General features: G+C 67.0%; 24 protein-coding genes and 1 pseudogene. 10 read left to right on the plus strand and 15 right to left on the minus strand.

Translation table 11 applies throughout. The annotated features are described in order from the left end of the window. Positions 1–25 precede the first annotated feature (25 nt). Complete coding sequence (locus PJ259_RS16495; protein WP_271653521.1) at positions 26–1498, plus strand: FGGY family carbohydrate kinase; 1473 nt, start codon at positions 26–28, stop codon at positions 1496–1498. A gap of 515 nt (positions 1499–2013) precedes the next feature. Here the strand turns inward: PJ259_RS16495 and PJ259_RS23010 are convergent. From PJ259_RS23010 to algB, 3 genes and pseudogenes are all read right to left on the minus strand, one after another. Then, positions 2014–2436: a sensor histidine kinase gene (locus PJ259_RS23010; protein ID WP_442964902.1), complete on the minus strand. Its 423-nt coding sequence runs from the start codon at positions 2434–2436 to the stop codon at positions 2014–2016. Positions 2437–2487: 51 nt separating this feature from the next. Further along, positions 2488–3804: pseudogene (locus PJ259_RS16500) on the minus strand (KinB sensor domain-containing domain); the annotation flags it as partial. After that, positions 3801–5150 (minus strand): sigma-54-dependent response regulator transcription factor AlgB, encoded by a 1350-nt coding sequence (algB, locus tag PJ259_RS16505; RefSeq protein ID WP_271653523.1) that lies wholly within the window; start codon positions 5148–5150, stop codon positions 3801–3803. The pseudogene PJ259_RS16500 and the gene algB, both read right to left, overlap by 4 nt. A gap of 442 nt (positions 5151–5592) precedes the next feature. Here algB and PJ259_RS16510 point away from each other — a divergent pair, with 442 nt between their 5' ends. The 3 genes from PJ259_RS16510 to PJ259_RS16520 are packed head-to-tail and all read left to right on the plus strand — an operon-like array spanning position 5593 to position 6273. Further along, positions 5593–5847 carry a hypothetical protein gene (locus PJ259_RS16510; protein WP_007160204.1) on the plus strand — a complete coding sequence of 85 codons (255 nt, stop codon included), beginning with the start codon at positions 5593–5595 and terminating at the stop codon, positions 5845–5847. A gap of 10 nt (positions 5848–5857) precedes the next feature. Next, positions 5858–6082, plus strand: a complete 225-nt coding sequence (locus tag PJ259_RS16515) for a hypothetical protein (protein WP_271653524.1) — start codon at positions 5858–5860, stop codon at positions 6080–6082. 29 nt (positions 6083–6111) lie between these two features. Then, positions 6112–6273, plus strand: a complete 162-nt coding sequence (locus tag PJ259_RS16520) for a DUF1328 domain-containing protein (protein WP_007160206.1) — start codon at positions 6112–6114, stop codon at positions 6271–6273. A 315-nt stretch (positions 6274–6588) separates the two neighbouring features. Here the strand turns inward: PJ259_RS16520 and PJ259_RS16525 are convergent, their stop codons facing one another. The 4 genes from PJ259_RS16525 to PJ259_RS16540 are packed head-to-tail and all read right to left on the minus strand — an operon-like array spanning position 6589 to position 11344. Then, positions 6589–7488, minus strand: a complete 900-nt coding sequence (locus PJ259_RS16525) for an efflux RND transporter periplasmic adaptor subunit (RefSeq protein WP_059313068.1) — start codon at positions 7486–7488, stop codon at positions 6589–6591. Between the two features lie 10 nt (positions 7489–7498). Then, complete coding sequence (locus tag PJ259_RS16530; protein WP_007160208.1) at positions 7499–7699, minus strand: DUF1656 domain-containing protein; 201 nt, start codon at positions 7697–7699, stop codon at positions 7499–7501. Next, positions 7689–9845 (minus strand): FUSC family protein, encoded by a 2157-nt coding sequence (locus tag PJ259_RS16535; protein ID WP_271653525.1) that lies wholly within the window; start codon positions 9843–9845, stop codon positions 7689–7691. Before PJ259_RS16535 ends, PJ259_RS16530 begins: the two co-directional genes overlap by 11 nt. Continuing rightward, positions 9842–11344, minus strand: a complete 1503-nt coding sequence (locus tag PJ259_RS16540; RefSeq protein ID WP_271653526.1) for an efflux transporter outer membrane subunit — start codon at positions 11342–11344, stop codon at positions 9842–9844. The genes PJ259_RS16535 and PJ259_RS16540 overlap by 4 nt, the downstream gene beginning before the upstream one ends. A gap of 243 nt (positions 11345–11587) precedes the next feature. On the opposite strand from PJ259_RS16540, the gene PJ259_RS16545 reads away from it, so the two are divergent. Together PJ259_RS16545 and PJ259_RS16550 are read left to right on the plus strand one after the other, a co-directional pair. Continuing rightward, positions 11588–12541: a LysR family transcriptional regulator gene (locus PJ259_RS16545; protein WP_059313070.1), complete on the plus strand. Its 954-nt coding sequence runs from the start codon at positions 11588–11590 to the stop codon at positions 12539–12541. A 242-nt stretch (positions 12542–12783) separates the two neighbouring features. Beyond that, a complete protein-coding gene (locus PJ259_RS16550; RefSeq protein ID WP_059313071.1) occupies positions 12784–13773 on the plus strand; it encodes a DMT family transporter in 990 nt (329 codons plus the stop codon). Here PJ259_RS16550 and ubiA read toward each other — a convergent pair. Genes ubiA through PJ259_RS16565 form a run of 3 tightly spaced genes read right to left on the minus strand, consistent with a single transcriptional unit; the run spans position 13758 to position 15891 of the window. Continuing rightward, complete coding sequence (gene ubiA / locus PJ259_RS16555) at positions 13758–14705, minus strand: 4-hydroxybenzoate octaprenyltransferase (RefSeq protein WP_271653527.1); 948 nt, start codon at positions 14703–14705, stop codon at positions 13758–13760. The genes PJ259_RS16550 and ubiA overlap by 16 nt on opposite strands. A 30-nt stretch (positions 14706–14735) precedes the next feature. Continuing rightward, positions 14736–15338: a chorismate--pyruvate lyase family protein gene (locus PJ259_RS16560; RefSeq protein ID WP_257704882.1), complete on the minus strand. Its 603-nt coding sequence runs from the start codon at positions 15336–15338 to the stop codon at positions 14736–14738. Next, on the minus strand, positions 15322–15891 hold the full coding sequence (locus tag PJ259_RS16565) for a DUF2780 domain-containing protein (RefSeq protein WP_271653528.1): 570 nt from the start codon (positions 15889–15891) through the stop codon (positions 15322–15324). The genes PJ259_RS16560 and PJ259_RS16565 overlap by 17 nt, the downstream gene beginning before the upstream one ends. A 127-nt stretch (positions 15892–16018) precedes the next feature. Here PJ259_RS16565 and PJ259_RS16570 point away from each other — a divergent pair, with 127 nt between their 5' ends. Continuing rightward, positions 16019–17248, plus strand: a complete 1230-nt coding sequence (locus tag PJ259_RS16570) for a nucleoside recognition domain-containing protein (protein WP_271653529.1) — start codon at positions 16019–16021, stop codon at positions 17246–17248. On the opposite strand, the gene PJ259_RS16575 is transcribed toward PJ259_RS16570, so the two are convergent. Continuing rightward, positions 17230–17898 (minus strand): hypothetical protein, encoded by a 669-nt coding sequence (locus PJ259_RS16575; RefSeq protein ID WP_059313075.1) that lies wholly within the window; start codon positions 17896–17898, stop codon positions 17230–17232. The genes PJ259_RS16570 and PJ259_RS16575 overlap by 19 nt on opposite strands. Positions 17899–18045: 147 nt before the next feature. On the opposite strand from PJ259_RS16575, the gene PJ259_RS16580 reads away from it, so the two are divergent. Together PJ259_RS16580 and PJ259_RS16585 are read left to right on the plus strand one after the other, a co-directional pair. After that, complete coding sequence (locus PJ259_RS16580; RefSeq protein ID WP_271653530.1) at positions 18046–18276, plus strand: DUF1161 domain-containing protein; 231 nt, start codon at positions 18046–18048, stop codon at positions 18274–18276. Positions 18277–18379: 103 nt separating this feature from the next. After that, entirely contained in the window at positions 18380–18556 is a 177-nt protein-coding gene (locus PJ259_RS16585; RefSeq protein WP_167348545.1) for a hypothetical protein, read from the plus strand. Between the two features lie 45 nt (positions 18557–18601). Here PJ259_RS16585 and PJ259_RS16590 read toward each other — a convergent pair whose 3' ends face one another. Continuing rightward, positions 18602–19033, minus strand: coding sequence for a PA0061/PA0062 family lipoprotein (locus tag PJ259_RS16590; protein WP_271653531.1), 432 nt, complete (start codon positions 19031–19033; stop codon positions 18602–18604). 34 nt (positions 19034–19067) lie between these two features. After that, positions 19068–19490, minus strand: coding sequence for a PA0061/PA0062 family lipoprotein (locus PJ259_RS16595; protein WP_271653532.1), 423 nt, complete (start codon positions 19488–19490; stop codon positions 19068–19070). Between PJ259_RS16595 and PJ259_RS16600 the strand changes: the two genes are divergently transcribed. After that, the gene (locus PJ259_RS16600; protein ID WP_271653533.1) at positions 19489–20613 is read left to right on the plus strand and encodes an aminopeptidase; all 1125 of its coding nucleotides are present in this window, start codon (positions 19489–19491) and stop codon (positions 20611–20613) included. The genes PJ259_RS16595 and PJ259_RS16600 overlap by 2 nt on opposite strands. On the opposite strand, the gene PJ259_RS16605 is transcribed toward PJ259_RS16600, so the two are convergent. Together PJ259_RS16605 and PJ259_RS16610 are read right to left on the minus strand one after the other, a co-directional pair. Further along, positions 20610–21956: an MFS transporter gene (locus tag PJ259_RS16605; protein ID WP_271653534.1), complete on the minus strand. Its 1347-nt coding sequence runs from the start codon at positions 21954–21956 to the stop codon at positions 20610–20612. The two genes, PJ259_RS16600 and PJ259_RS16605, sit on opposite strands and share 4 nt — an antisense overlap. Next, entirely contained in the window at positions 21953–22747 is a 795-nt protein-coding gene (locus PJ259_RS16610; protein WP_271653535.1) for a siderophore-interacting protein, read from the minus strand. The genes PJ259_RS16605 and PJ259_RS16610 overlap by 4 nt, the downstream gene beginning before the upstream one ends. Positions 22748–22768: the final 21 nt, after the last annotated feature.

The raw sequence follows: 22768 nt of genomic DNA on the forward strand, positions 1-22768 counted from the left end.
AACTAGAAGAACAACAGGAGCTGCCATGGCCGCCGAACCGCTGATCCTCGCCCTCGACGAGGGCACCACCAATGCCAAGGCGATCCTGGTGGATCGTGCCGGTCGGGTCGTGGCCCGCGGTTCCCGGCCGCTTACGGTCCAGCATCCGCAGGCGGGTTATGCCGAGCAGGATCCCCTGGCCATCTGGCAGGGCCTGCAGGGTGCCATCGGTGACTGCCTGGCCCAGGTGGACGTACCCCTGGCGGCCATCGCCATCAGCAACCAGCGCGAATCCGCCCTGGCCTGGGAGCGCCGTAGCGGCCAGTTGCTCGGTCCGCTGGTGAGCTGGCAGTGCAAGAGATCCCAGCCGCAGTGCGAGGCCCTGCATGCTGCCGGTCACGGCGAGGCGATCCTGCAGCGCAGCGGTCTGGCGCTGGACCCGATGTTTTCCGCCGGCAAGTGGCGCTGGCTACTCGATCAGATCCCCGACGGCACGGCCCGCGCCGCCGCAGGCGAAATCTGCCTGGGCACCGTGGACAGCTGGCTGCTCTGGCAACTCAGCGGTGGCACGAGCTTTCTCATCGACGCGGCCAATGCGGCCCGTACCCAGTTGCTCGACCTGCGGGGCGGCGACTGGGACCCGCAGCTGCTGAGCCTCTTCGACATTCCCCGGGCGGCGCTGCCGGAGATCCGACCCAGTGCCGGCTACTTTGGCGAGACCCGCGCCCAGGGCCCCCTGCCAGCCGGTCTGCCGATCCTGGCGATGATCGGCGATTCCCATGCGGCCCTGTTCGGCCAGGGCGGTTTCGTCCCGGGCAAGGTCAAGGCCACCCTGGGTACCGGTTCTTCGCTGATGACACCCATCGCCGAGCCGGTGGTGTCCGCCCATGGCCTGGCCACCACCCTGGCCTGGCGCCTGGGGGATACTCCGACCTTTGCCCTGGAAGGCAATATCGTCCACACCGGCGCCGCAGTCGGCTGGACGGCTCGCCTGCTGGGCAGTGCAGGGGACCTGGATGTGCTGGCCGCCGAAGCCGCGGCGCTGCCGGACAACGGTGGCGTCTACTTCGTCCCGGCCCTGGGTGGCCTTGGCGCCCCGCACTGGCGGGCCGAAGCCCGTGGACTGTTCTGCGGTCTGGGTGAGAACTGCGGGCGGGCGCACCTGATGCGCGCGGCCCTGGAAGCCATCGCCTACCAGATCCGCGATGTCTTCGACGCCATGCAGCAGGACAGTCCGACGCCCCTGGAAGAACTCTGGGTGGATGGCGGCGCCACGCGCAACGAATGGCTGCTGCAATTCCAGGCCGATCTCCTGCAGCGTCCGGTGATCTGCAGCCTGTCGCCGGAGGTCTCGGCGCTGGGCGCCGCTCATCTGGCCGGTCATGCCCTCGGCTGGTGGCAGGACGCCGCGGCACTGGGGGATCTGGAACGCCCGCGGCGGCGCTACGAGCCCCGTGCCAATGCCGTGCCCGAGCTGTACGCCGGCTGGCGCCAGGCCCTGGCGCGAACGCTGCTGTAAACAAGGCCGCAGGTTGGGTTGAGGCGGCTCCATCGGCGAAGCTCAACAATGCGGATTCGACCTGGGCACCGTTGGGCTTCGCTGCGCTCAACCCAACCTACGAGCGGGTACGTCGTGCCGAGGGGCGACCTCACCCCAACCCTTTGCCAAAAGGAGAGGGGCTAGACCGTAGGTTGAGGCGGCTCCATCGCCGAAGCCCAACAACGCGGATTCGACCTGGGCACCGTTGGGCTTCGCTGGGCTCAACCCAACCTACGAGCAGGTACGTCGTGCCGAGGGGCGTCCTCACCCCAACCCTTTCCAAAAAGGAGAGGGGGCTAGATCGTAGGTTGGGTCGAGGCGGCTCTATCGTCGAAGCCCAACAACGCGGATTCGATCGGGACACCGTTGGGCTTCGCTGCGCTCAGCCCAACCTACCGGCCACCGTAGCGTGGAAAACGGCGCAGCCTTTTCCACTGGGGCATCGTGACGAGGTGCTGCCTTCACCCCAACCTACGGCCATCCATGGGGGTGGCTCAGGTCGGCAGGGTCATGAAGATCTGGGTGCCCTGACCGGGGCGGGAGACCACGCCGATGCGGCCACCGTGCTGGCGGATGATTTCCTTGCACAGGGCCAGGCCCAAGCCGGCGCCGCCCTTCTGGCTGCCGATCTGTACGAAGGGCTCGAACACCCGGCCCTGCTGGGCATAGGCGATACCTTCACCATTGTCCTGCACCGCCATCAGCAGCTGGTCGTTCTGGCGCAAGGCCTGGATGACGATGCGCCCGCCCGCCGGGGTATGGCGCAGAGCATTGCTCAGCAGGTTGTCGAACACCCGGCCCAGTTGCTTGGGATCCAGGCTGACCCGTGGTAGCGGCGTATGCAGCAACTCGACGGCCAGCTCGACATCGCGCTCGCGGGCCTCGTCGGCATGGCGGCCGCGGGCCTCTTCGAGCAATTCGGCGATTTCGCTCGGCAGCTTTTCCGGGCGCTGCAGGCCGCTCTGGTGACGGGAGTAGTCCAGCAGGTCGTTGATCAGCTGCACCAGCCGATGGGTCTCCTCGTCCACCGTCTGCAGCAGATAGGCCTCGCGTGACTCCGGTGCCACCTTGAGGCGCTCGCGCAGGAGACCGAAGGCCATGTGCATGCCGGTGACCGGGGTGCGCAATTCGTGGGAGGCGCGCAGGACGAACTCGTTGCGTACCCGATCGAAGGCCCGCTGTTCGGTGACATCGCGCAGCACCATGAGCGCACCCACGCTGCGGCCATCGGCGTGGTTCACCGGCGTCAGACTCCAGGCCAGCAGCCGAACCTCGTCGTCGACCCGGATCTCCAGGTCTTCCGGGGCGGCATTCAGCGCGCCACCGGCCAATACCCGCTGCACGCTGGCCTCGATCTCCGGCCGTTCCAGGGCGGCGATCAGGGATTCGCCCAGGTGGTTCTCGTTCCAGCCCAGCTGGCGGCAGGCCACCGGATTGGCGTGCTCGATGTTGCCCTGGGGATCGAGGATCACCAGGCCGTAGTCGATGCTGTCGAGCACCGCCTGCAGGCGCCGCTGCCCGGCCACCAGGGCCTCGACATTGGTCTGGCTGAGGCGGTGCAGGGCCTGGGCCATGTTGCCGAAGCGACGGCTGAGCAGGGTGAATTCGGCGATCTGGGAGGTGGGGAGCTGGACGTCGAAATTGCCCTGGCTGATGCGCTCCGCGGCCTTGGCCAGGCCGTCGATGGGACCGGTGAAGCGCTTGGCGATGCCGTTGGCGGTCACCACCCCGGTGACCAGGATGGCCACGCCGATCAGCGCCAGCAGCATGGCGATGATCACCGCCCGATCATGGGCTTCGTCCTGCATGCGCTCCAGGGTCACCACATAGCTTTTCTGCAGGTCGTAGATCCTATTGCGCAGAGCGTCGAGGGTCTGCTGGAAACCCGGATCGGCGCGCAACCGGTTGTAACCGCCCGGCGGCGACCGCAGGTAATCGGCAAAGCGCTCATAGCGACGCTTGACGTCTTCCAGCACGGCCAGCTGCTCGGGCTTGTGCATCTCGCCCTGGACCAGCTGCAGGTTCTGCTCGAAGCGTTGCTGGGCGGCGACCAGGGATTGCGGATCCGGAGCGCCATCGAGCATCTGGAACAGGCTGTTGCTCAGCTCCTGGCGCATGTTCAGCGTCAGGTTGATGAAGTCCAGGTTGCTGCGGGTCTGGACGCTCTGCTCGCGAGCCAGGTGCAGGACGCTGACCAGTCCCACCAGCAGCCCGATGAGGGCCACGGCGATCAGCGCGGAGATGCTGAGGAAGAGGCGGGTGTGCAGCTTGATCGGCAGTTTCATAGCCCGTACTGCTTACGTTTTCGATAGAGCGTGGAGGCATCGATGCCCAGGGTTCTGGCGGCTTGGTCGAGGGTCTCGCTGGTAGCCATCACCGCAGCGATGTGGGCCCGTTCCAGGGCTTCCAGGCTCAGCGCCTCGCCCACTCGCGGGGCGCTGGCGGCGCCACTGGTGGCCGGGCTGTCACCCATGCCCAGGTGGTTGACGTCCACCAGGTCCTGGCCGCAGATGATGCTGGCGCGTTCGATGACATTGCGCAGCTCACGGACGTTGCCCGGCCAGCCATAGTTGCGCAGGGCGTCCAGGGCCGCCTCGCTGAAGCCGTGGGCAGGACGGTTGTAATCCTTGACGAAGCGGGCGAGGAAGCGCTCGGCGAGATCGACGATGTCTTCCTTGCGCTCGCGTAGTGGCGGCAGGGTGAGCACGATGACATTGAGACGATAGAGCAGGTCTTCGCGGAATTCGTTTTCCGCCACCATCTGTTCCAGGTTGCGGTTGGTGGCGGCAAGGATGCGCACGTCGGCACGGCGCGTCACCGGATCGCCGACGCGTTCGTATTCCTTGTCCTGGATGAAGCGCAGCAACTTGGGCTGCAGGGCCAGGGGGAAGTCACCGATCTCGTCGAGGAAGAGGGTGCCGCCATCGGCCTGGCTGACCCGGCCGAGGGTGCTCTCGCTGGCCCCGGTGAAGGCACCGCGGGTGTGGCCGAACATTTCGCTTTCCATCAGATCGGCGGACAGCGACGGGCAGTTGATGGTGACGAAGGTCTTCTTGGCGCGCCGACTCCAGGCATGAATGGCCCGGGACAGTTCGCCCTTGCCGGAGCCGGATTCACCCAGGATCAGCACGTTGGCATCGGTGGTGGCGACCTGCCGGGCGGTCTCCAAGATGCTCATCATCGCCGGACTGCGCGAGTCCAGGCCGGCGCTGGACTTGCGCACCTCGCCTTCAAGGGCTTCCAGGCGCGCCGAGAGCTGACGGAATTCGAGCTGCTTGGCCGCGGCCATGCGCAGCTGATCGGGGCTGCAGGGTTTCACCAGGTAGTCGGCGGCGCCGGCTTGCATGGCATCCACGGCGGTATCGATGGCCGAGTGGGCGGTGACGATCACCACCCGCATCCAGGGCGCCTGGATGCGCATCTGCTGCAGGACGTCTAGACCGTTGTCCGCGCCCAGGCGTAGATCGAGAAAGCAGAGATCATAGACCTGCCGCAAGAGCAGGGCCTCGGCCTGGGCCGCGCTGTTGGCCGTGGCGACGCTATAGCCGGCGTCTTCCAGGCAGAAACGAAAGGTACGCAAGATGGCGGCTTCGTCGTCCACGAGCAGGATGCGACCGCTGGTTTGTTCCATGACGGGAGAACTCCGGGCCAAAGGGCCGAAACGCACTAAAGGACAGGGCTGGCAGTTAGTCCATGATACATCGTGCAAGTTGCAATCCGCAGGGCTACTGGATGATCCATTTGCGGTCTTGTAGCCATCGTGCAGATCGCAACCCGAGGGGGCGAGAACGAGAAAAAGGCTGTTTTTATGACCGCCCAACGTGCTTTTGCGATGACCGTTGCCGTTGCGCCTGGCAGCGAACAGGCCAGGCGCCCTTCCGTTGCCCCCTGGCCATCATGCAAAACGCAATGCGTCAGGCGTTGCACCTTGCAAGGTGCATGTGCGACGGACCTGGGCTGAAAACATAAGTTATTGTTTTTAAAGGTAAAAACGATTTTTAAAAAGCTGGCACGTAGTCTGCAATCTTCTTGGCAAGCCGGCCTTAGGGCCAACGGACTGCAGGAGAGACCCGATGATCAGCCAGACCCTTCGCAAGCACTTGGTAGGTACTGCGCTCTTCGCTTGCTTCGCTAGCGCCGCCGTCGCTGCCCCCCAGGGCCAGGACGTCAGCCGCGAACAGGCACTCATCGCCTCCACCCGCATTGCTGCCCAGGCCATGGTGCCCGCAGCCAAGCCGCTGGCCAGTCAAGGTCGTGGGGAACTCAAGGCCATCCCGGCACAGTCCAATGGTGACCGCCTGGTGAAGCAGACCCGCTGGGTATTCTGAGGTCATGGCCATGATGTGGATGCTGCTGATGATTCTGTTGTTCGCTGCAGCGGCGGTCGTGAGCATCGGTATGTTGCTCAGTGCTTTGATAATGGGTCGTGCGCTCAATCAGACGCACAACCTCAACGGTTTGGATCTCGATCTGACCGATGTGGAACCACGGATGGCGAGTCTGGATACCCAGGATTTCGCTAATAAAACCAATGCTCGCTGGACAGGTGCTGTCGTCCGCTGAGTGCACTTGTAATACATAGGAGAAACACCATGCTGAGCTGGGCTATCACTTTCCTGATCATCGCGATCATTGCAGGCGTCCTGGGTTTCGGTGGCATCGCCGGTACCGCCACCAGTATCGCCAAGATCCTGTTCGTGCTGTTCCTGGTGCTGTTCGTGGTGTCGTTCTTCATGGGCCGTCGTCGTCCCTGACGCCAGACTCATGAGTGAAACAGACTGCCGGTCGTGACGACCGGCAGTTGAGGCTCTGTCATCGGATTGCAGCTTTAAGCCGATTCAATGGACATCCTCGAAGTCGTCTCCCAACCGGAGACGCATGGGCCACATGGTCGGGACGCTCTGCAGTAGGGGAGGGTTCCAAGAGTACAGGGAGTACTTTCGCACTCGTAGCGGACTGGGCTGGTTACGACCATACCCCTGAATTCGACCGGTTTCGTCTGTTATCGAAACCTGCCGACGTCAGGGGTATTGTCGTTATGGGGCTAGTCATCCGAGTTGCGATGGCGCTCAACCCTGCCAGAAGGCATCCCACCAGGAACGTTCGCCCCGAACGTCTTCCAGGACCACCGTGCAGGTGGTTCCAGCCGCGAGCAGCAGGCCCTCCGGTAGCGGATCCAGGGCAATACGTACCGGTACCCGTTGGGCCAACCGTACCCAGTTGAAGGTGGGATTCACGTCGGCCGTGAGTTCGCGGCTCTGGGGATTGTCACGGTCGTAGATGCCACGGGCGATGCTTTCCACATGGCCATGCAGCGTCTGGCCGCTCATCAGCCGCATCTCGGCGGCCGCGCCCACCCGTACATGGGGCAGCTTGGTCTCTTCGAAATAGCCATAGACCCAGAACGAGTGGGCGTCGATGACGGCCAGCTTGGGCGCACCAGCAGCGGCGTAGTCACCCTTGAACACCGACAGGTTGGTCACGTAGCCGTCGACCGGCGCCAAGACGCGGGTGCGCTTGAGGTTGAGGCGTGCCGATTCCAGCTGGGCCTGGGCCTGGCGCAGATCCGCTTCGGCGGCCAGGGCAGCGGCGCTGGCGTCTTCGCGGTTCTCGCGGGAAACCACCAGGCTGTCGATGTCGGCACGGCGCCGGGCATTCTGCTGGCGCATGGCGAGGGTCGCCTTGCGGGCAGCGACCGAGGCCTCGGCCTGATGCACGGCGATTTCGTAGTGCTCTGGATCGATCTGCAGCAGCAGGTCGCCCTTGTTGACCCACTGGTTGTCGCGCACGGCGATCTCGGTCACCAGACCCGCCACGTCGGGCGCGATGGTGATGACCTCGGCGCGCACCCGGCCGTCACGGGTCCAGGGATCGTTCATGTAGTGCACCCAGAGCAGCCGCCCGAGGATCAGCGCCAGGCAGACCACCAGCAGGGTAAAGAGCACGCCGAAGAGTTTCTTGAGGATCATGGCAGGAGTCCTAGCGATAGACGCACAGCGCCAGGGCGCAGTAGAGGCAGATGAACAGGGCCAGGCGCAGCAGCGCCGGATGCCAGACGACGTGATAGAGGCCAACCGCGGCCAGCACTCGGTCCAGCGCCCAGGCGAGCAGGGCGGCGACCAGGAACAGCACCGTCACGGTAGGCAGATAGAGGCCATGGAAGGCGATTTCACGGGGCATGGAGGATCTCGTGATAGCGGGCCAGCGGACCCTGGGGATCGAGCAGGGCGCTGCGGATGAAGTGCAGATCGCTCTGCACCTGGCGCAGGGGCGACTCGTCATAGGGCAATTCCGGCGGTTCGACCACGGCCGCGACGGCGGCCAGGGCAGCGTCCACGGCAGCCAGGGCCCGACGCAGGTTTTCCGCTCCGGGCTTGAGGAAGAGGCGCACCAGGGCGCGACCGAGGACGCGGATGGCCTGGCGCCAGGCGCTGTGCTCGGCATAGCGGGGTGCCCCAGGCAGGCGTAGCTGCAACTGGCGCAGCTCGATCACCGCGTGACCGATTTCCAGCACGCAGAAGGCCCAGCCGATCAGGCGCCGCTGAGCCTCGCCCTGGCCGGCGCTGACGCCATAGGCCTGGTTGAGCAGGTCGCGGGTCTGGCCTTCGAAGGCCGGCGCCAGGTGCGGCAGCGGAGCGCTCACTGCCCGCACCAGCTGCCGACGCAGGTCACGCTCCAGGCGCCGCCATAGCCAGGGGCTGTTGGGCGGCAGCAGCACCGCCGAGACCGCCGCGGTGATCACCATCGACAGCACCACGGCGATGCCGTTGTTGATGAAGGCGTAGGCATCGTAGACCGGCGGATTGTCGGGCAGCGAGGTAAAGCAGAAGAACACCAGGCAGCCCAGGCCATAGCCCATCCAGCCCGGCCGCAGGGAGATCCAGGTGCCGAGCATGAACACTGGCGCCAGGGTCAGCAGCAGCAGCGGTAGACCGGCGATCCAGGGAAAGACGAAGAAGGTCAGGAAAAAGCCCAGCAGGACGCCGCCACTGGCGCCGACCGCCATCTGCAGGGCGGTGCGCTTGGGATCGGGCGAGGCCGAGGCCAGCGCCGAGACGGCGGCGGCGTTGAGCGCCAGCATGCCGCCACTGGGATAGGCGCTGGCGATCCAGAAGGCGCCCAGCACCAGCACCAGGAAGGCGCTACGGATGCCAGTGACTGCTGCGCCCAGGGCGTTGGCCTTGGCCACGAAGCGTGGCTTCCACTGCTCGCGACTGTGCCGCGGCGCCGCCAGGGAAGCATGGGTCTGCAGGTAGTCATGCCATTCGCCGGTGAAGCGGAAGAGCAGTTCAACGGCCGTCTCGAAGTCCCGCCGATCCAGCTCGCTCAGGAGCGGCAGCTCGGCGCGCAGGGCGCGAATGCGCGGTCGCAGGGCCTGGTGCAGGGCGTCCAGCCGGGCGGCAGCGGCGGGCGCGGCGCTGTCGCTGAGGGACTGGCCCCGCCACTCCTCGAAGAGGTCGAGCAGCGGTGCCCAGAGGCGTTCCAGCGCCACCAACGGCGCCGCAGCTTCACGCTCGCGCAGCCGCATCAGCAAGCGGCTCAGCGCATGCAGGCGGGTGGTGAGACCCATGAATTCGGCATTCAGCCGCGCCAGACGTCCGCTGCGCATGCGCATGTGCGGATCTTCGAAGGCCGAGGCGCTGCGCAGGCTTTCCAGCCCTACCGCCTCGGCGGCCAGACGCACGCCGGCGGCTTCCAGGGTGGCGCGGTCGAGGCGGCCACGCAGCACGTCGGCCGCCAGGCCGGCAAAGCCGCCCATGCGCCTATAGAGGGCCGCGCGCATGGCCGTGGCGCTGGTCTGCGGAAAGACCGCGGCGCTCACCGCGCCGCTGCAGAGCACGCCCAGGGTGATGGCCAGTACCCGCATCACCGCCGACATGAAGGCGGTATCGGCGTTCAGGGCGGCGGGAATGCCGATCAGCGCGGCGGTATAGCCGGCCAGCATGCAGGCATAGCTGCGAAAGTCGCGGTAGCGCGCCGATCCGGCCACGCAGAGCCCAATCCACAGGGCCAGGAAGATCAGGAAGGGCACTCGCTCCTGGGCGAACAGGGCGATCAAGACCAGCATCACCGCCAGCCCCAGCAGGGTGCCCATCACCCGGTAGAAGCTCTTGGCCAGGACCTGACCGCTCTGCGGCTGCATGACGATGAAGACGGTGATCACCGCCGAACTCGGATGCGGCAGTTGCAGGCGCATGGCCAGCCACAGGGTCAGGCTGGCGGCGAGCAGCACCTTGGCCTGGTACAGCCAGAGGCTGCCATCGCTGCGCGCCCAGGCGCCCAGGGCCTGGCGTAGTGGCGAGTGGGTGGCCACGTGGGTACTCACCGCGCGGCCCGCTCGACGGCCACGCGGGCCGGCACCAGATCCTGGTCGGCCGGCCCGCGTTCGAGGTCCGCGCCGCCGCCGAGGGCGACCAGGGCGCCGGCCTGGGCGGCCAGGCGCAGGGCATGTACCTGGGCGGTGACGCGCTGCTGGGCGAACAGCCGGGTCTGGGCGTCGAGCACGTGCAGGTAGTCGGTCAGGCCGCGGCGGAAGGCCTCGCGGGCGATGTCATAGGTGCGCTGGGCCTCCTGGCTGGCCTGGTCGGCGAGGGTGGCCTGCTTGGCGGCCGAGTCGGCCCTGATCAGGGCATCGGAGATGTCCTTGAGCGCATCTACCAGGGTCTGGTTGTAGGCGCTGACCGCCAGGTCGTAGGCCGCCGATTCCGCGCCGAGGCGACTGCGCAGGGCGCCACCGTCGTAGATCGGCAGGGAGAACGCCGGGCCTATGAAGGAGCCGGTCTTGGCGTGGGTCAGCATCTCGCTGAGGCGGCCCAGAGTCAGGAACTGGCCGACGTTCGCCACCAGGTCGATGTTGGGATAGAAGCTGGCTCGGGCCACGTCGACGCCCTTGGCCGCGGCCGCGATCTGCCAGCGACGCGCCACCACGTCGGGCCGCTTGCCGACCAGTTCCAGCGGCAGGCTGCTGGGCAGCCGCGGGGCCGCGCCCAGGGTCAGCCGCGGTCGTTGCAGGCGGGCGCCAGCACCCGGGCCCTTGCCGGCCAGGGCGGCCAGTTGGTTGCGATCCAGTGCCAGGGTCTCGTCCAGGGCTTCCAGCTGGCGCTCGGTCTCGGGCAGCAGGGCGCGCGCCTGGCTGACCTCGAACTGGGTGCCGAGACCGCCGTCCAGTTGCCGCTGGGCCAGGTCGGCCAACTGCCGCTGCTGCTCCAGGGTAGCGGCGAGGATGTCGCGCTGGTCATGGTGCAGGGCGAAGCCGATATAGCTGCGGACGATGTTGCCGGTCAGCTCCAGCTCGGCGGCGCGCACCTCGGCGGCGGCCTGGTGGGCTTGGTCCAGGGCCTGGGCGCTGGCGTCGCGCTCGCGACCCCAGAAGTCCAGCGCATAGCTCAGGCCCAGCTCGGCATTGTTGTTCCAGGTGGTGCGATCGGACAGCTCGCCCGGGCCATAGAAGCCGTCGGTGGGCCAGCTGTAGCGCTTGAAGGCACCCTTGGCCTCCACCTGCAGGGCTTCGCGGGATTCGGCCAGGCCCGCCAGGGATTCGGCGCGGCGCACCCGGGCGGCGGCCGTGGCCAGGCGCGGGTTGTCCGCCAGGGCGCCGGTGATCCAGGCATTCAGCTGGGGATCGCCATAGGCGCGCCACCACTGGCGCTCGGGCCAGGCGGCCTGCCCGGCGGCGGCGCGGATGGCGGCGTCGGTGGCCAGCGCCTGATCGTCGAGACGCTGCGCCTGGGGGGCGTTGTGACCGGTACCGATACAGCCGGCCAGCAGGGTCGCGAGGGCGACCACCGTGAGCGCAGGCCAGGCTCTGCAAGAGGAAGGCGACACGTGGGGATCCATTTGCAACAGGGCCATACCCGCGCGGGGCGTCGAGAAGCGCAGCGAGGTTGGCGAGATGAGCTGGAACTGAAGAGGACGCCAGCGAACGGGACGGTCGATGGACGTTACCATTAGGCTGCTAACGATTCTATAAAATTCCAGGGGAGCCGATTAGCGCGCCAACTGGCGAATCTTTGTTTCACATACTGAAATAATATGGAGAATGGCGCTTTTCCAGACTGTCGAGGCGGCATGGACACCCTGCACAACATGCGCGTTTTCGTCGCCGTGGTGGAAAGCGGCAGCTTCACCGGTGCGGCCCAGACGTTGCAGACCACCACCGCCCATGTCTCCCGGGCGGTGGCCCATCTCGAAACCCATCTGCGCACCCGGCTGCTGCACCGCACCACCCGGCGCATCGCCCTGACCGAGGCCGGTCAGCGCTACCTGGCGCGCTGTGAGCAGATCCTCGCCTATGTCGAGGAAGCCGAAGCCGAGGCCGGGCATGCCCAGGCACGCCCGGAAGGGCGGCTGCGGGTGCACAGCATGACCGGCATCGGCCAGCACTACGTGATCCGCGCCATCGCCGGCTATCGCGCCCTGCACCCCGAAGTACGCTTCGACCTGACCATGGCCAACCGTATCCCTGATCTGCTGGAGGAGGGTTTCGACCTGGCCATCGTGGTAGCCGTGGAGCTGCCCGACTCCGGTTTCGTCTCCCAGCAGATCGGCCAGACCTACAGCATCCTCTGCGCCTCGCCTGCCTATCTGCAGGAGCACGGCCAGCCGCAGACCCCGGCGGAGCTGGCCGATCACGCCTGCCTGAGATTCATCAGTCCCGTGGTCTCCTTCGACCGCTGGCACTTCGAGGGTCCCAACGGTCCGGAAACCTTTCGCATCGGCGAGACGCCCTTCCAGGTCAATGTCGGCGACGCCATGACCGAGGCTCTGCGCCAGGGCCTGGGCATCGGCGTGCTGCCGCTCTACTCGGCGGTGGACGGCCTGCGCGACGGCAGCCTGGTACGGGTGCTGCCGGCCTATCGCCTGCAGCGGCTCAACGCCTATGCCCTCTATGCCTCGCGGCAGTACCTGGACGCCAAGATCAGGACCTGGGTCGCCTATCTGCGCGAAGAGATCCCCGGAGCGCTGGAAGCGGACGAAGCCTTCGTACGCGCCGCCAGTAAAGTCGTCGGCCCAGCGCATTGAGGTCGGCAGGGCGCTTGGACTAAGCTCGGGGAAACCGCGGCCCATGCGCGGTCATAGTTAGTAGGCTATTGAAATATCGCCCGGTATCGCGGTCCTGAGGGCGACAGGACGGCTTCCTCCCGGCACGCTTGCGTGTCGCCGAGGTCCATGTCCCGAGTCGGTGGCCACGCCGACGGACCGCCGTGCAGGACGGCCGGATCATGCAGGCGGTCAGGGACCGCCGTCAGCGCCACGGGAGTCCAATGAGCGCCACAGCAGGACCCACTTTGAGATTCGCCGACCAGCCGCTCAAGGGCATCGCCCTGATCTGCCTTGCCGTCTGGCTGTTCGCCTCCCACGACGCCCTCTCCAAATACCTCTCCGGCTTCTATCCGGTGGTCATGGTGGTCTGGGCCCGCTATCTGTCCCACACCCTGCTGATGATGGGGATCTTCATCCCGCGCTCGGGCCTGGCGGTAATCCGTACCAAACGCCCGGGATTGCAGGTGCTCAGAGCCCTGTGCCTGATCGGCTGCAGCCTGTTCTTCACCACCGGGCTGCGCTATCTGCCAATGGCCGAGGCCACGGCGGTCAACTTTCTCGCCCCGCTGATGGTGACGGCGCTGTCGGTGCCGCTGCTCAAGGAGAGTGTCACCCGCAGCCAGTGGGCGGCGGTGCTGGCGGGCTTCGTCGGGGTGCTGATCATCGTGCGGCCGGGCGGCCAGCTGTTCACCCCAGCGGTGCTGCTGCCGGTCTGCTCGGCGGTGTGCTTCGGCCTCTACCAGCTGCTGACGAGGCTGCTCAGCGGCATCGACAGCCCCACCACCAGCAACTTCCTCACCGGCATCATCAACACCCTGGTGCTGAGCAGCGTGGTGCCCTTCTTCTGGGAGATCCCCACCCTGACCCACGGCTTCATGCTGGCCTTGCTCGGCCTCTTCGGCATGTCGGGCCATCTGCTGCTGACCCAGGCCTTCCGCTATGCGCCGCCAGCGCTGCTGGCGCCCTTCAGCTATGGCCAGATCGTCACCGCCGGCATCATCGGCTACCTCGTCTTCGGCCATGTGCCGGACAGCGGCGCGCTGATCGGCATCCTGATCATCTGCGCCAGTGGTCTGGCGGTAGCCTGGCAGCAGAGCCGCAAGGCGTCCAAAGCCAAGAAGGCCCGGGCGGTGCCGGCAGCGCAACCCGAGGCGCTGCCAGAGGTGGTGGCCGATGCCGCCGCGGGCACCCCGGCTCAGCGCAGCCCGTAGTCGGCGATGATCCCGACGAGGATCGCCAGCCCGGCCCAGTGGTTGTGCAGGAAGGCCTTGAAGCACACCAGGGGGTCGCGGTTGCGGGTGACGTGGAATTCCCAGGCGAAGCAGCCGGCCGCCACCACCAGGCCCAGGTAGAACGGCAGGCCTAGGCCGAAGCGGCCGCCGGCCAACGCCAGGCAGAGCAGGGTCAGGCCTTGCAGGGTGGCGATGATCACCCGGTCGGCGTCGCCGAACAGGATGGCGGTGGACTTCACCCCGATCTTGAGGTCGTCCTCGCGGTCGGCCATGGCGTAGTAGGTGTCGTAGCCCACCGTCCAGATCACGTTGGCGATGAACAGCAGCCAGGCCGCAGCCGGCAGCTCGCCGGTCTCGGCGGTGAAGGCCATGGGCATGCCCCAGGAAAAGGCCGCACCCAGCACCGCCTGCGGGTAGTAGGTGTATCTCTTCATGAAGGGGTAGAGCGCGGCCACGCCGAGGGCGCCAAAGGACAGCCAGACGGTGGTGGCGTTGGTGCAGAGCACCAGCCCGAAGCTGATCAGCACCAGCACGGCAAAGAACAGCAGGGCCTCCTTGGGCGAGATGCGTCCGGTGGCCAGGGGGCGATTCTTGGTGCGGGCGACGTGGCCGTCGAAGTTGCGGTCGGCGAAGTCGTTGATCACGCAGCCGGCCGATCTCATCAGCACCACGCCGAGCACGAAGATCACCAGGTTCTTCAGGCTCGGCACGCCCTCGGCGGCGATCCACAGCGCCCAGAGGGTGGGCCAGAGCAGCAGATAGATGCCGATGGGTCGGTCCAGCCGGGTGAGCTGGACGAAGTCGCGGATGCGCTCGCTGCGAGGGCGCGTGGCGATGACCCGGGCACTGGGCTCGGGGCCACGGGGCGCGGCAGGACGGCGATCGAGGGGGCGGGAAGCGTTCTTTTTCATCGGGCGGCTGCTTGGCAAAGGGCCCGGCGATTATAAGGGCCCTGTCGTGTCGCCGCTGCCGTCCTGACGGATCAGCGCCTGTTCGTGTTCGGCATGGGGCCAGAAGGCCGGCAGGAAGACTTCGCTCACCAGGATGGCCAGCGGCCCGCGGCTGAACACCGAACGACGCGCCCAGCAGGCCGTGGACGCCGCGCCGTCGGGCAGCCAGGCCAGCGGATAACGGCAGGCTTCCAGGGGACCGCGGACAAAGGCCGGTGCCTGGAACAGCCAGTGGCCGAGCGGTCGATCACCGAGCGCCGCCAAGTCGAAATCGGCGGCTTCCAGGGCCTTGCGCGCTGCCACGCTACGGGCAAAGACCCAGGCTTCGCCATCGCCGCGCAGCCAGACCTCACGCACCCAGCCAGGGCTGCTGGGCGGGACGTCCAGCGCCTGGCACTCGTCCGGGCGCAATGGTTGCCAACCCTGGGTGATCACCTCGACGGCGAAGCGTCCGCCCGCGAGGGCGGTGAGTCGCTCGGTGAGGGAGCCGCGGTCGACGTAGAGCCAGCCGAGAGGCGCCTCCCGGTAATCCGGCGCCTGGCTGGCCGCCGCCTGGGTCAGCCAGCGCGGTGAGCCGTCACAGCCCCCAGACATTGCCCAGGGTGCTCAGCAGGGAGGGCTGGGTGCCTTGCTTGCCGAGATAACCCAGGATCACCTGGGCGAACTGGCTGGTCATGCTGCTGTTCATGCCCAGGGCATTGAAGGTCTTGTCGACGTCCTGGCGACTGTCGACATTGCCCAGCAGGCTGCCCAGCGGACTCTGCTTGGCATCCTTTCCACCACCGCCGAGCAGACTGCCCAGGCCACCGAATTGCGCCAGGCCACCGGTGGCATTGGCGCCGGCCAGCTGGTCCAGCCCTGGCACGGCCTTGGCCAACTGGCGGTAGTCGGTGCCGACCAGCTGGTTCTTGGCCAGGCCCAGCAGGGCACCGGTGCCGCCCACCGCCTGTTGCGGGGTGACGTTGAGCTGGCTGGTCAGCGCCTGCAGCAGGCCCTGCGCCTGGGGCGTGGCGGCCGCCGCGGCGGTGGCCTTGGCGTTGCTATTGCCGTTGGCGCCGTTGTAGGCGTTGACGGCGTCGTTGAGGTTGAAGGCGAACACCGGGCTAGCGGCGAGCACCAGCGGCAGGGCGAGAACGGACAGACGCATGGGCAGACTCCAGCGATTTGCGTGAAAGGTCAGAGGATAACCCGCTGGCGATGACCACAGACTGAACGGCGTCCCTGCGCGGACCCGACGCTGCGGTTATCATCGCCGTTTTGCCGGGAGAACACCGATGCTCAACGGGTTGTGGCTGGGCTTCTTCATCGTCGCCGGGATCAGTGCTTTCGGCCAGTGGCTGGTGGCCGGCAACGCCGGGGTCTTCGCCGCCATGGTGGAGAGCCTGTTCGCCATGGCCAAGCTGTCGGTGGAGGTCATGGTGCTGCTGTTCGGCACCCTGACCCTCTGGCTCGGCATCCTGCGCATCGCCGAGAAGGCCGGGCTGGTGGACGCCCTGTCACGGCTGCTCGGTCCGCTGTTCGCCCGGCTGATGCCCGAGGTGCCGCGTGGCCATCCGGCGCTGGGGCTGATCACCCTCAACTTCGCCGCCAACGGCCTGGGCCTGGACAACGCCGCCACGCCCATCGGCCTCAAGGCCATGCGGGCCCTGCAGGAGCTCAACCCCAGCAGCACCACGGCGAGCAATGCGCAGATCCTCTTCTTGGTACTCAACGCCTCTTCGCTGACGTTGTTGCCGGTAACGGTGTTCATGTACCGCGCCCAGCAGGGCGCCACCGATCCGACCCTGGTGTTCCTGCCGATCCTGCTGGCCCACACCTGCGCCAACCTGGTCGGGCTGTTCTCGGTGGCCTTCATGCAGCGGCTGAAACTCTGGGACCCGGTGGTGCTGGCCTGGATCGGCGGGGGCGCCCTGGCCTTTGGCGCCTTCGTCGCCTTTCTCTTCACCCTGACCGCCACGGCGCTGTCCGGGCTGTCGTCGCTGCTCGGCAACCTGACCCTGTTCGGCATCATCCTGGCATTCATGATCCTTGGCGCCCTGCGCAAGGTGCCGGTCTACGAAGCCTTTGTCGAAGGTGCCAAGGAGGGCTTCGACGTCGCCAAGTCGCTGTTGCCCTACCTGGTGGCCATGCTCTGCGCGGTGGGCATGCTGCGTGCCTCCGGCGCCCTGGAATTCATCCTCGAAGGCGTTCGCCATGCGGTGACCTTCTTTGGCTGGGATACCCGATTCGTCGAGGCCCTGCCCACCGCCCTGGTCAAGCCCTTCTCCGGCAGCGCCGCCCGCGCCCTGCTGATCGAGACCATGCAGACCCACGGTGTGGACAGCTTTCCGGCCCTGGTGGCAGCCACCATCCAGGGCAGTACCGAGACCACCTTCTATGTGCTGGCGGTGTACTTCGGCGCGGTAGGCATCCAGCGCGCGCGCCATGCGGTGGGCTGCGCCTTGCTGGCAGAATTCACCGGGGTCACGGCGTCGATCCTGATCTGCTACTGGTTCTTCGGCTGAACCTTGGGTTCCAGGTCGAGCATCCAGTCGTTCTGCACCATGCGTCTTTGACGACGGGAGGTGAGCTGCTGGGTCTGCCAGTCCTCGGCGATCAGGGCGCAGTAGTTGCCGTCGTGCTGCCCGAGGCGAAAGCGCCGGCGCACCCCGATCGGATCGTGATCCGAGCCATAGAAGGCCACCGCACGAATCTCCAGGCCCTCGAACACCCAGCCCTCGGGTGGTCGGTGGCTGTCCATGGTCAGGCCGTTGTGCTCGGCGGCGCGGCGGATCAGGCCCTGGAAGGTGCCGATGTGGGTGAAGTCACCGGTATTGAGCGGTCCCTGGTGGGTCGCCTCGCCCAGCACCAGTTCGGGATCGAAGTCATCCTGACCACTCTCGCGGATGTCGGTGACATCGGTGTAGAGCGTCTCGCGATTGGTCTTGAGGATCACCGTGAGCTGGTTGATGAACACCGGCTCGGCGCTCATGTTCGACAGCAGGCACAGGGCGCCCACGCCCTTGCCGGCGCCCCGGTTGATGATCAGCCGCGGCTGGCGCTGGCGCTTGTAGTTGTTGAGCAGCAATTGGGCATAGAGCACCCAGACGCCCAGGGTGCAGCACTGGGCGAAGAGCGTGAGGACTTGGGAATTGTCTTTCAACCACTGGAACATAGGGGCACTTCGCTGGAAAGAATGACTATCCGAAAGACCGTTCGGGTTCCAGGTTCCACCGCTTCGCTGACCAATGGGTCGCGCTGAGAACATCGCCACAGCTCGGGCGTCCAAGCCTGAGAGGTCATCATGCCAAGGAAAATCGCCATGCTGCGTCTATCGCTACTCTGCTGTACCGCCCTGTTGAGCACGGCTGTGCTGGCCGAACCCCTCTCCTGCGACCAGCTCAAGGCCGAGATCGAGGTCAAGATCCAGTCCGCCGGGGTGACCGCCTATACCCTCGAAGCGGTACCCAATGCCGAGGTGACCGATCCCAACATGGTGGTGGGCAGCTGCGCCAACGGCACCCACAAGATCCTCTACCAGCGCAACGACTGAACCTCGGGTAGGGCGACAGACCGTTCATCCGCTGGATGCTTGTACAGTTCCCTCTGGCTTAGTACTGTTTGCGCATACAGTATTTAGCCAAGAGGGTAATGCCATGTCGCCGTTCGCTCGGATTCGCCAAGCTCTATCCCTTGTCCAGCCTGCACCACGCTGGATGGAACGCGAGGATTTTCTGCGCCTGAGTCGCCAGCTGCGCGAGCAGAAAGGACGCCCTGCACCGGTCCGTGCCCCGAGCCGGGATCAGGACGACTGGCTCAGCGTGCCTGCCTAGGGACTTGCAGCCTGGTGAGCACGCGTCTTTGCGGGTAGCGGTCGGTTAGAAGGGCGAGCAGATGCCTCGCTCCGAGGTCATCAGCTCACGCTGATCGTCGTAGAGCGTGATCTCGCCCCGGCCGAAGGTGTGCTCGGCCTCCAGTCGATAGCGCCGGCCAGCTTGGAAGTCGCCGTAGCCCAGTTCCAGATAGCACTGGATCTGCAGGGGCTCGTTCCAGCCAAAGCGCGGACCGAAGCCGCCCCCGCCATAGAGTTCGTAGCGATAGCTCACCTTGAGGCTGTGGCTGCCGGGGGTGAGCTGGAAGTAGCGGCCGTCGTCGAGACGTCGACCGTCCTGGGACTCGGCCAGCAGCGAGGCGCCTACCGCGGGTTCGCGCAGCACCAGATCGACCCACGCCTGGTTGGGGTCGACGGGAGGCAGCGGTGTGGTGCAGCCACCGAGCAGCAGCAGAAGAGCCAGCAGGCGCAGACGCATGGACGGCGACTCGCGACAGGGAGATCAGCCGAGTCTACACGTCGCCGCAACGACTGGCATTGCTGCGCGCCACTTCCTGGTTGCGCTCGTCATAGAGGCGCGCCCAGGGCCGCCAGCCGGTCTGGCCGGCCTCCAGGCGATAGCGCTCGCCCGCGGTGAAGGCCTTGTAGTTGAGGGTCACCAGGCAGGTGCGTGCCAGCGGATCGGCCACCTGCGCGCCGATATTGGTGGGCTGCACCTCGAACTGGTAGCGTACCTGCAGATCGTGGCTCCCTGGCCAGACCTGGAAGTAGCGTTTGTCTTCGAGTTCCTTGCGATCGGCACGCAGGGCTTCCAGCTTGGCCTTGCCGTCGCTGTCCAGATCGATCCAGGCCTGTGCCGGATCCGGTTTGGGCAGCGGCCATAGGGAACAGCCACTCAGGAACAGCACAGGCAACAGCAGGCACAGTCTACGCATGACGGCTACAACTCCGGGCAGGGAAGGGCGCGCCACCCAGTCAGGCACCCTGCCTGCGCAACGCGCGGGCCGCTGGCTGGCGCTGCTGTCCCTGGCGATCGGACTGGGCGGTTGTACCTCGGTCGGGTACTACGGTCAGATGGTACAGGGCCAGTGGGCGCTGATCCGTGATCGCGAGCCCATTGCGACGGTCGTCGCCGATCCCGCGCGCCCCGCCGCCCTGCGCGAACGCCTTGCCGCCGCCGCGGCCGCGCGGCGCTTCGCCAGTGCCGAACTGGCCTTGCCGGACAACGCCAGCTATCGCAGTTTCGTCGAACTCAAGCGCCCCTTCGTGCTGTGGAACGTCTTCGCCACCGCCGAGTTCTCCACCCGGCCCACCACCCACTGCTTTCCCATCGCCGGTTGCGTGGCCTATCGCGGCTACTACCAGGAGGCTGTAGCCCGGGCAGCGGCGCAGGCGCTGCAACGGCAGGGCCAGGACACCTACGTCGGCGGCGTACCGGCCTATTCGACGCTGGGGTGGTTCAGTGATCCGCTGCTGAGCAGCATGCTGCGCTGGGACGATGACCAGGTGGCCGCGACCATCTTCCACGAGCTGGCCCACCAGCGCTTTTACCTGCCGGGCGATACTGCCTTCAATGAATCCTACGCCACCTTCGTCGAGGGGGAAGGGCTGCGGCAATGGCGCGCCAGTCGTGGCCTGCCGCCGCCGGACGCGGGGCGCGAGGCCCGCTACCAGCAATTTCGCGCCCTGCTGCTGACCACCCGCGAAGACCTGGCGCGGCTCTATACCCAGCCGCTGACGCCCTCGGCCAAGCGCACGGCCAAGGCCCGGCGTTTCGCCCAGTTGCGCGCTGACTATCAGCGCCTGCGCGCCACCCCGGCCTGGCGTGACGAGCGTCGCTTCGATGGCTGGATGAGCCAGCCACTCAACAATGCGCGGCTGGTGCCCTATGGGCTGTACGAACAGTGGGTACCAGCCTTCGCGGCGCTCTATGCACAGCACCCGGGCAATTGGCCGGCCTTCTTCCACCGGGTACGGCTATTGGGCGAGCGCCCGGCGGCCGAACGCGAGCAGGCGCTCAAGGCGCTGCTCGGCCAGATGACAACACCGCAGCCCTAGCGCGGCGCTCGCCAGTTGGACCAGGCAGCGACCAGGCCCAGCCCGGCCGCCAGGGCCAGTCCCAGGCGCGGGGCCAGCCCGGCATCCAGATGCAGCAGCAGCGCCAGGGACGCGGCCCCCAGTGCCATGCCGGTCTGGCGCGCGGTCGCCTGGACGCCGCCGGTGGCGCCGTTGCGACCGAGCGGGGCAGCGGTCAGCATGATCCTGTTATTGGGCACCTGGAAAAAGCCGAAGCCGATGCCACCGACGATCAGGCAGGGAACCAGCAGCGTGGTGGATTGCTCCAGCGGCATCACCGCGGCAGCCGCCAGGCCCAGGGCGATCCCCAGGCCGCCGAGCATGCACAGTCGCTGGGGGGGATAGCGATCGGCCAGTCGCCCGGCCACCTGTGCCGACACGGCCACGGTGAGCGGCCAGGCCAGCATCAGCAGGGCAATCTGCAGGGGTACCAGGCCCAGCTGGTGCTGCAGGTAGAAGGGCAGGGCGAGAAAGCAGAGCATCTGCGCGGCGAAGGAGCAGACCGAGGCCAGCACCGAGTGACGCATGGCGGGCAGCCCCAGCAGATCGACGGGCAGCAACGGCGCCGCCAGCCCGCGTTCGCGACGCACCAGCAGCACCAGACTGGCCGCGGCCAGCAGCAGCAGGACCACTCCCTGCAGCGGCGCGCCGCCAAGACGCTCCAGGCCGCCGATGCCGGCGCAGAACAGCAGGGCGTTGAGCAGCACGCTGACGGGATCGAGACGGCGTTGCGCGCGGGGGCTGTCGGGCAGGTTGCGCACCAGCAGGCCGACCAGGATGGCCAGGGGTACGTTGATCGCGAACAGCCAGGGCCAGCCGCCCAGCGCCAGGATGGCCGCGCCCAGGCTGGGCGCGGCTGCCGAACCCAGGGCCACGCAGAGGGCGTTGATGGCGATGCCGCGACCCAGGCGCGCCCGTGGATAGGACAGCCGCACGATGCCGGCACTGACGCACATGATGGCGGCGGCGCCCACGCCCTGTAGCGCTCGGGCGGCGACCAGGCTGGCAAGATCCGGGGCCAGGGCGCAGCCCAGGGAGGCCAGGCCGAAGATGCCGACGCCGGTGGCGAACACCGGACGCAAGCCCAGCCGCTCGGCCACCGCGGACAACGGAAACAGCAGGGCGACCAGGCTCAGCTGGTAGGCGCTGACGATCCACACCGCCGCAGCGGCGGACACATCCAGGGCCTCGGCGATGCTGGGCAGGGCCAGGTTGGCGATGCCACTGTCCAGCACCGTCATGCTGATGGCCAGGAGCAGGGCGGCAACAGCACGGTAGCGGCGCGGGCGCGGCAGTCCGTCGGCGACGGAGGCAGTGGCGCTCAATCGTCGACCTTCACGTGTTGGTCACTCTCGCCAAGCTTCCAATAGCCGGCCGCCTTCACCCAGTCCCGTGGCAGACCCTTGGCCAGCAGCACCTGGCGTGCGGCGCGTGCCTGCGCAGCCTCACCGGCGATCCAGGCATAGCCTTCGCCCGCGGGCAGCTCCAGGGCTTCCAGCGCCTGCACCAGGGCGTCTGCCTGGGCCTCTCGGTAGACCCAGCGGATCTCGGCAGCGGTGGCGGTGGGCAGGGCGATTTCCAGGCCGGGGCGGGCCACTTCGGCGATGACCTGCACCTTCACCCCTGCGGCCAGCTGTTCGAGGCGCCGGGCGATGGCGGGGAGGGCGGTCTCGTCACCGGCCAGCAGGTACCAGTCGAAATCCTCCGGTGGCACCAGGGCACCCTTGGGCCCGCCGATGATCAGCTCGGCACCGGGCTGCGCCTGGCGCGCCCAGGTGGTCAGTACACCCGCTTCGTGCAGGAAGAAATCGATGGCCAGTTCGCCGCGGGTGGCATCGTAGTAGCGAGGGGTGTAGTGCCGCCCAGCGAGCTGCTCGGGGCTGGCAGCGCGAATGGGGGTGGCGTCGATTGGCACGAAGAGCTTCACGTGTTCGTCGAAGGCGGCGCTCTGGAAGTCGGCCAGGTCGCTACCACCGAAGGTCAGGCGCAACAGATCGCCGCCGAGCGCTTCGCGACGGACGACGGTCGCCCAGCGGCGCTTGAGCTCGAAACGCACGCGCTGGAAAAGGTGGCGGGCACTGGCATCGCCCTCTTGGCTGTGAAAAGATGTCGCCATTGCGGAGGTACCATTCATTGA

The sequence above is a fragment of the Pseudomonas sp. JBR1 genome (assembly GCF_028198185.1).
GTDB classification, from domain to species: Bacteria; Pseudomonadota; Gammaproteobacteria; order Pseudomonadales; family Pseudomonadaceae; genus Chryseomonas; species Chryseomonas oryzihabitans_E.

What these genes read in the sequence shown, in the direction of transcription:
- PJ259_RS16495 (WP_271653521.1), top strand. Translation starts at nt 26, where the DNA reads ATGGCCGCCGAACCGCTGATCCTCGCCCTCGACGAGGGCACCACCAAT.
- algB (WP_271653523.1), bottom strand. Translation starts at nt 5,150, where the DNA reads ATGGAACAAACCAGCGGTCGCATCCTGCTCGTGGACGACGAAGCCGCC.
- PJ259_RS16510 (WP_007160204.1), top strand. Translation starts at nt 5,593, where the DNA reads ATGATCAGCCAGACCCTTCGCAAGCACTTGGTAGGTACTGCGCTCTTC.
- PJ259_RS16515 (WP_271653524.1), top strand. Translation starts at nt 5,858, where the DNA reads ATGATGTGGATGCTGCTGATGATTCTGTTGTTCGCTGCAGCGGCGGTC.
- PJ259_RS16520 (WP_007160206.1), top strand. Translation starts at nt 6,112, where the DNA reads ATGCTGAGCTGGGCTATCACTTTCCTGATCATCGCGATCATTGCAGGC.
- PJ259_RS16525 (WP_059313068.1), bottom strand. Translation starts at nt 7,488, where the DNA reads ATGATCCTCAAGAAACTCTTCGGCGTGCTCTTTACCCTGCTGGTGGTC.
- PJ259_RS16530 (WP_007160208.1), bottom strand. Translation starts at nt 7,699, where the DNA reads ATGCCCCGTGAAATCGCCTTCCATGGCCTCTATCTGCCTACCGTGACG.
- PJ259_RS16545 (WP_059313070.1), top strand. Translation starts at nt 11,588, where the DNA reads ATGGACACCCTGCACAACATGCGCGTTTTCGTCGCCGTGGTGGAAAGC.
- PJ259_RS16550 (WP_059313071.1), top strand. Translation starts at nt 12,784, where the DNA reads ATGAGCGCCACAGCAGGACCCACTTTGAGATTCGCCGACCAGCCGCTC.
- ubiA (WP_271653527.1), bottom strand. Translation starts at nt 14,705, where the DNA reads ATGAAAAAGAACGCTTCCCGCCCCCTCGATCGCCGTCCTGCCGCGCCC.
- PJ259_RS16560 (WP_257704882.1), bottom strand. Translation starts at nt 15,338, where the DNA reads ATGTCTGGGGGCTGTGACGGCTCACCGCGCTGGCTGACCCAGGCGGCG.
- PJ259_RS16565 (WP_271653528.1), bottom strand. Translation starts at nt 15,891, where the DNA reads ATGCGTCTGTCCGTTCTCGCCCTGCCGCTGGTGCTCGCCGCTAGCCCG.
- PJ259_RS16570 (WP_271653529.1), top strand. Translation starts at nt 16,019, where the DNA reads ATGCTCAACGGGTTGTGGCTGGGCTTCTTCATCGTCGCCGGGATCAGT.
- PJ259_RS16575 (WP_059313075.1), bottom strand. Translation starts at nt 17,898, where the DNA reads ATGTTCCAGTGGTTGAAAGACAATTCCCAAGTCCTCACGCTCTTCGCC.
- PJ259_RS16580 (WP_271653530.1), top strand. Translation starts at nt 18,046, where the DNA reads ATGCTGCGTCTATCGCTACTCTGCTGTACCGCCCTGTTGAGCACGGCT.
- PJ259_RS16585 (WP_167348545.1), top strand. Translation starts at nt 18,380, where the DNA reads ATGTCGCCGTTCGCTCGGATTCGCCAAGCTCTATCCCTTGTCCAGCCT.
- PJ259_RS16590 (WP_271653531.1), bottom strand. Translation starts at nt 19,033, where the DNA reads ATGCGTCTGCGCCTGCTGGCTCTTCTGCTGCTGCTCGGTGGCTGCACC.
- PJ259_RS16600 (WP_271653533.1), top strand. Translation starts at nt 19,489, where the DNA reads ATGACGGCTACAACTCCGGGCAGGGAAGGGCGCGCCACCCAGTCAGGC.
- PJ259_RS16595 (WP_271653532.1), bottom strand. Translation starts at nt 19,490, where the DNA reads ATGCGTAGACTGTGCCTGCTGTTGCCTGTGCTGTTCCTGAGTGGCTGT.
- PJ259_RS16610 (WP_271653535.1), bottom strand. Translation starts at nt 22,747, where the DNA reads ATGGCGACATCTTTTCACAGCCAAGAGGGCGATGCCAGTGCCCGCCAC.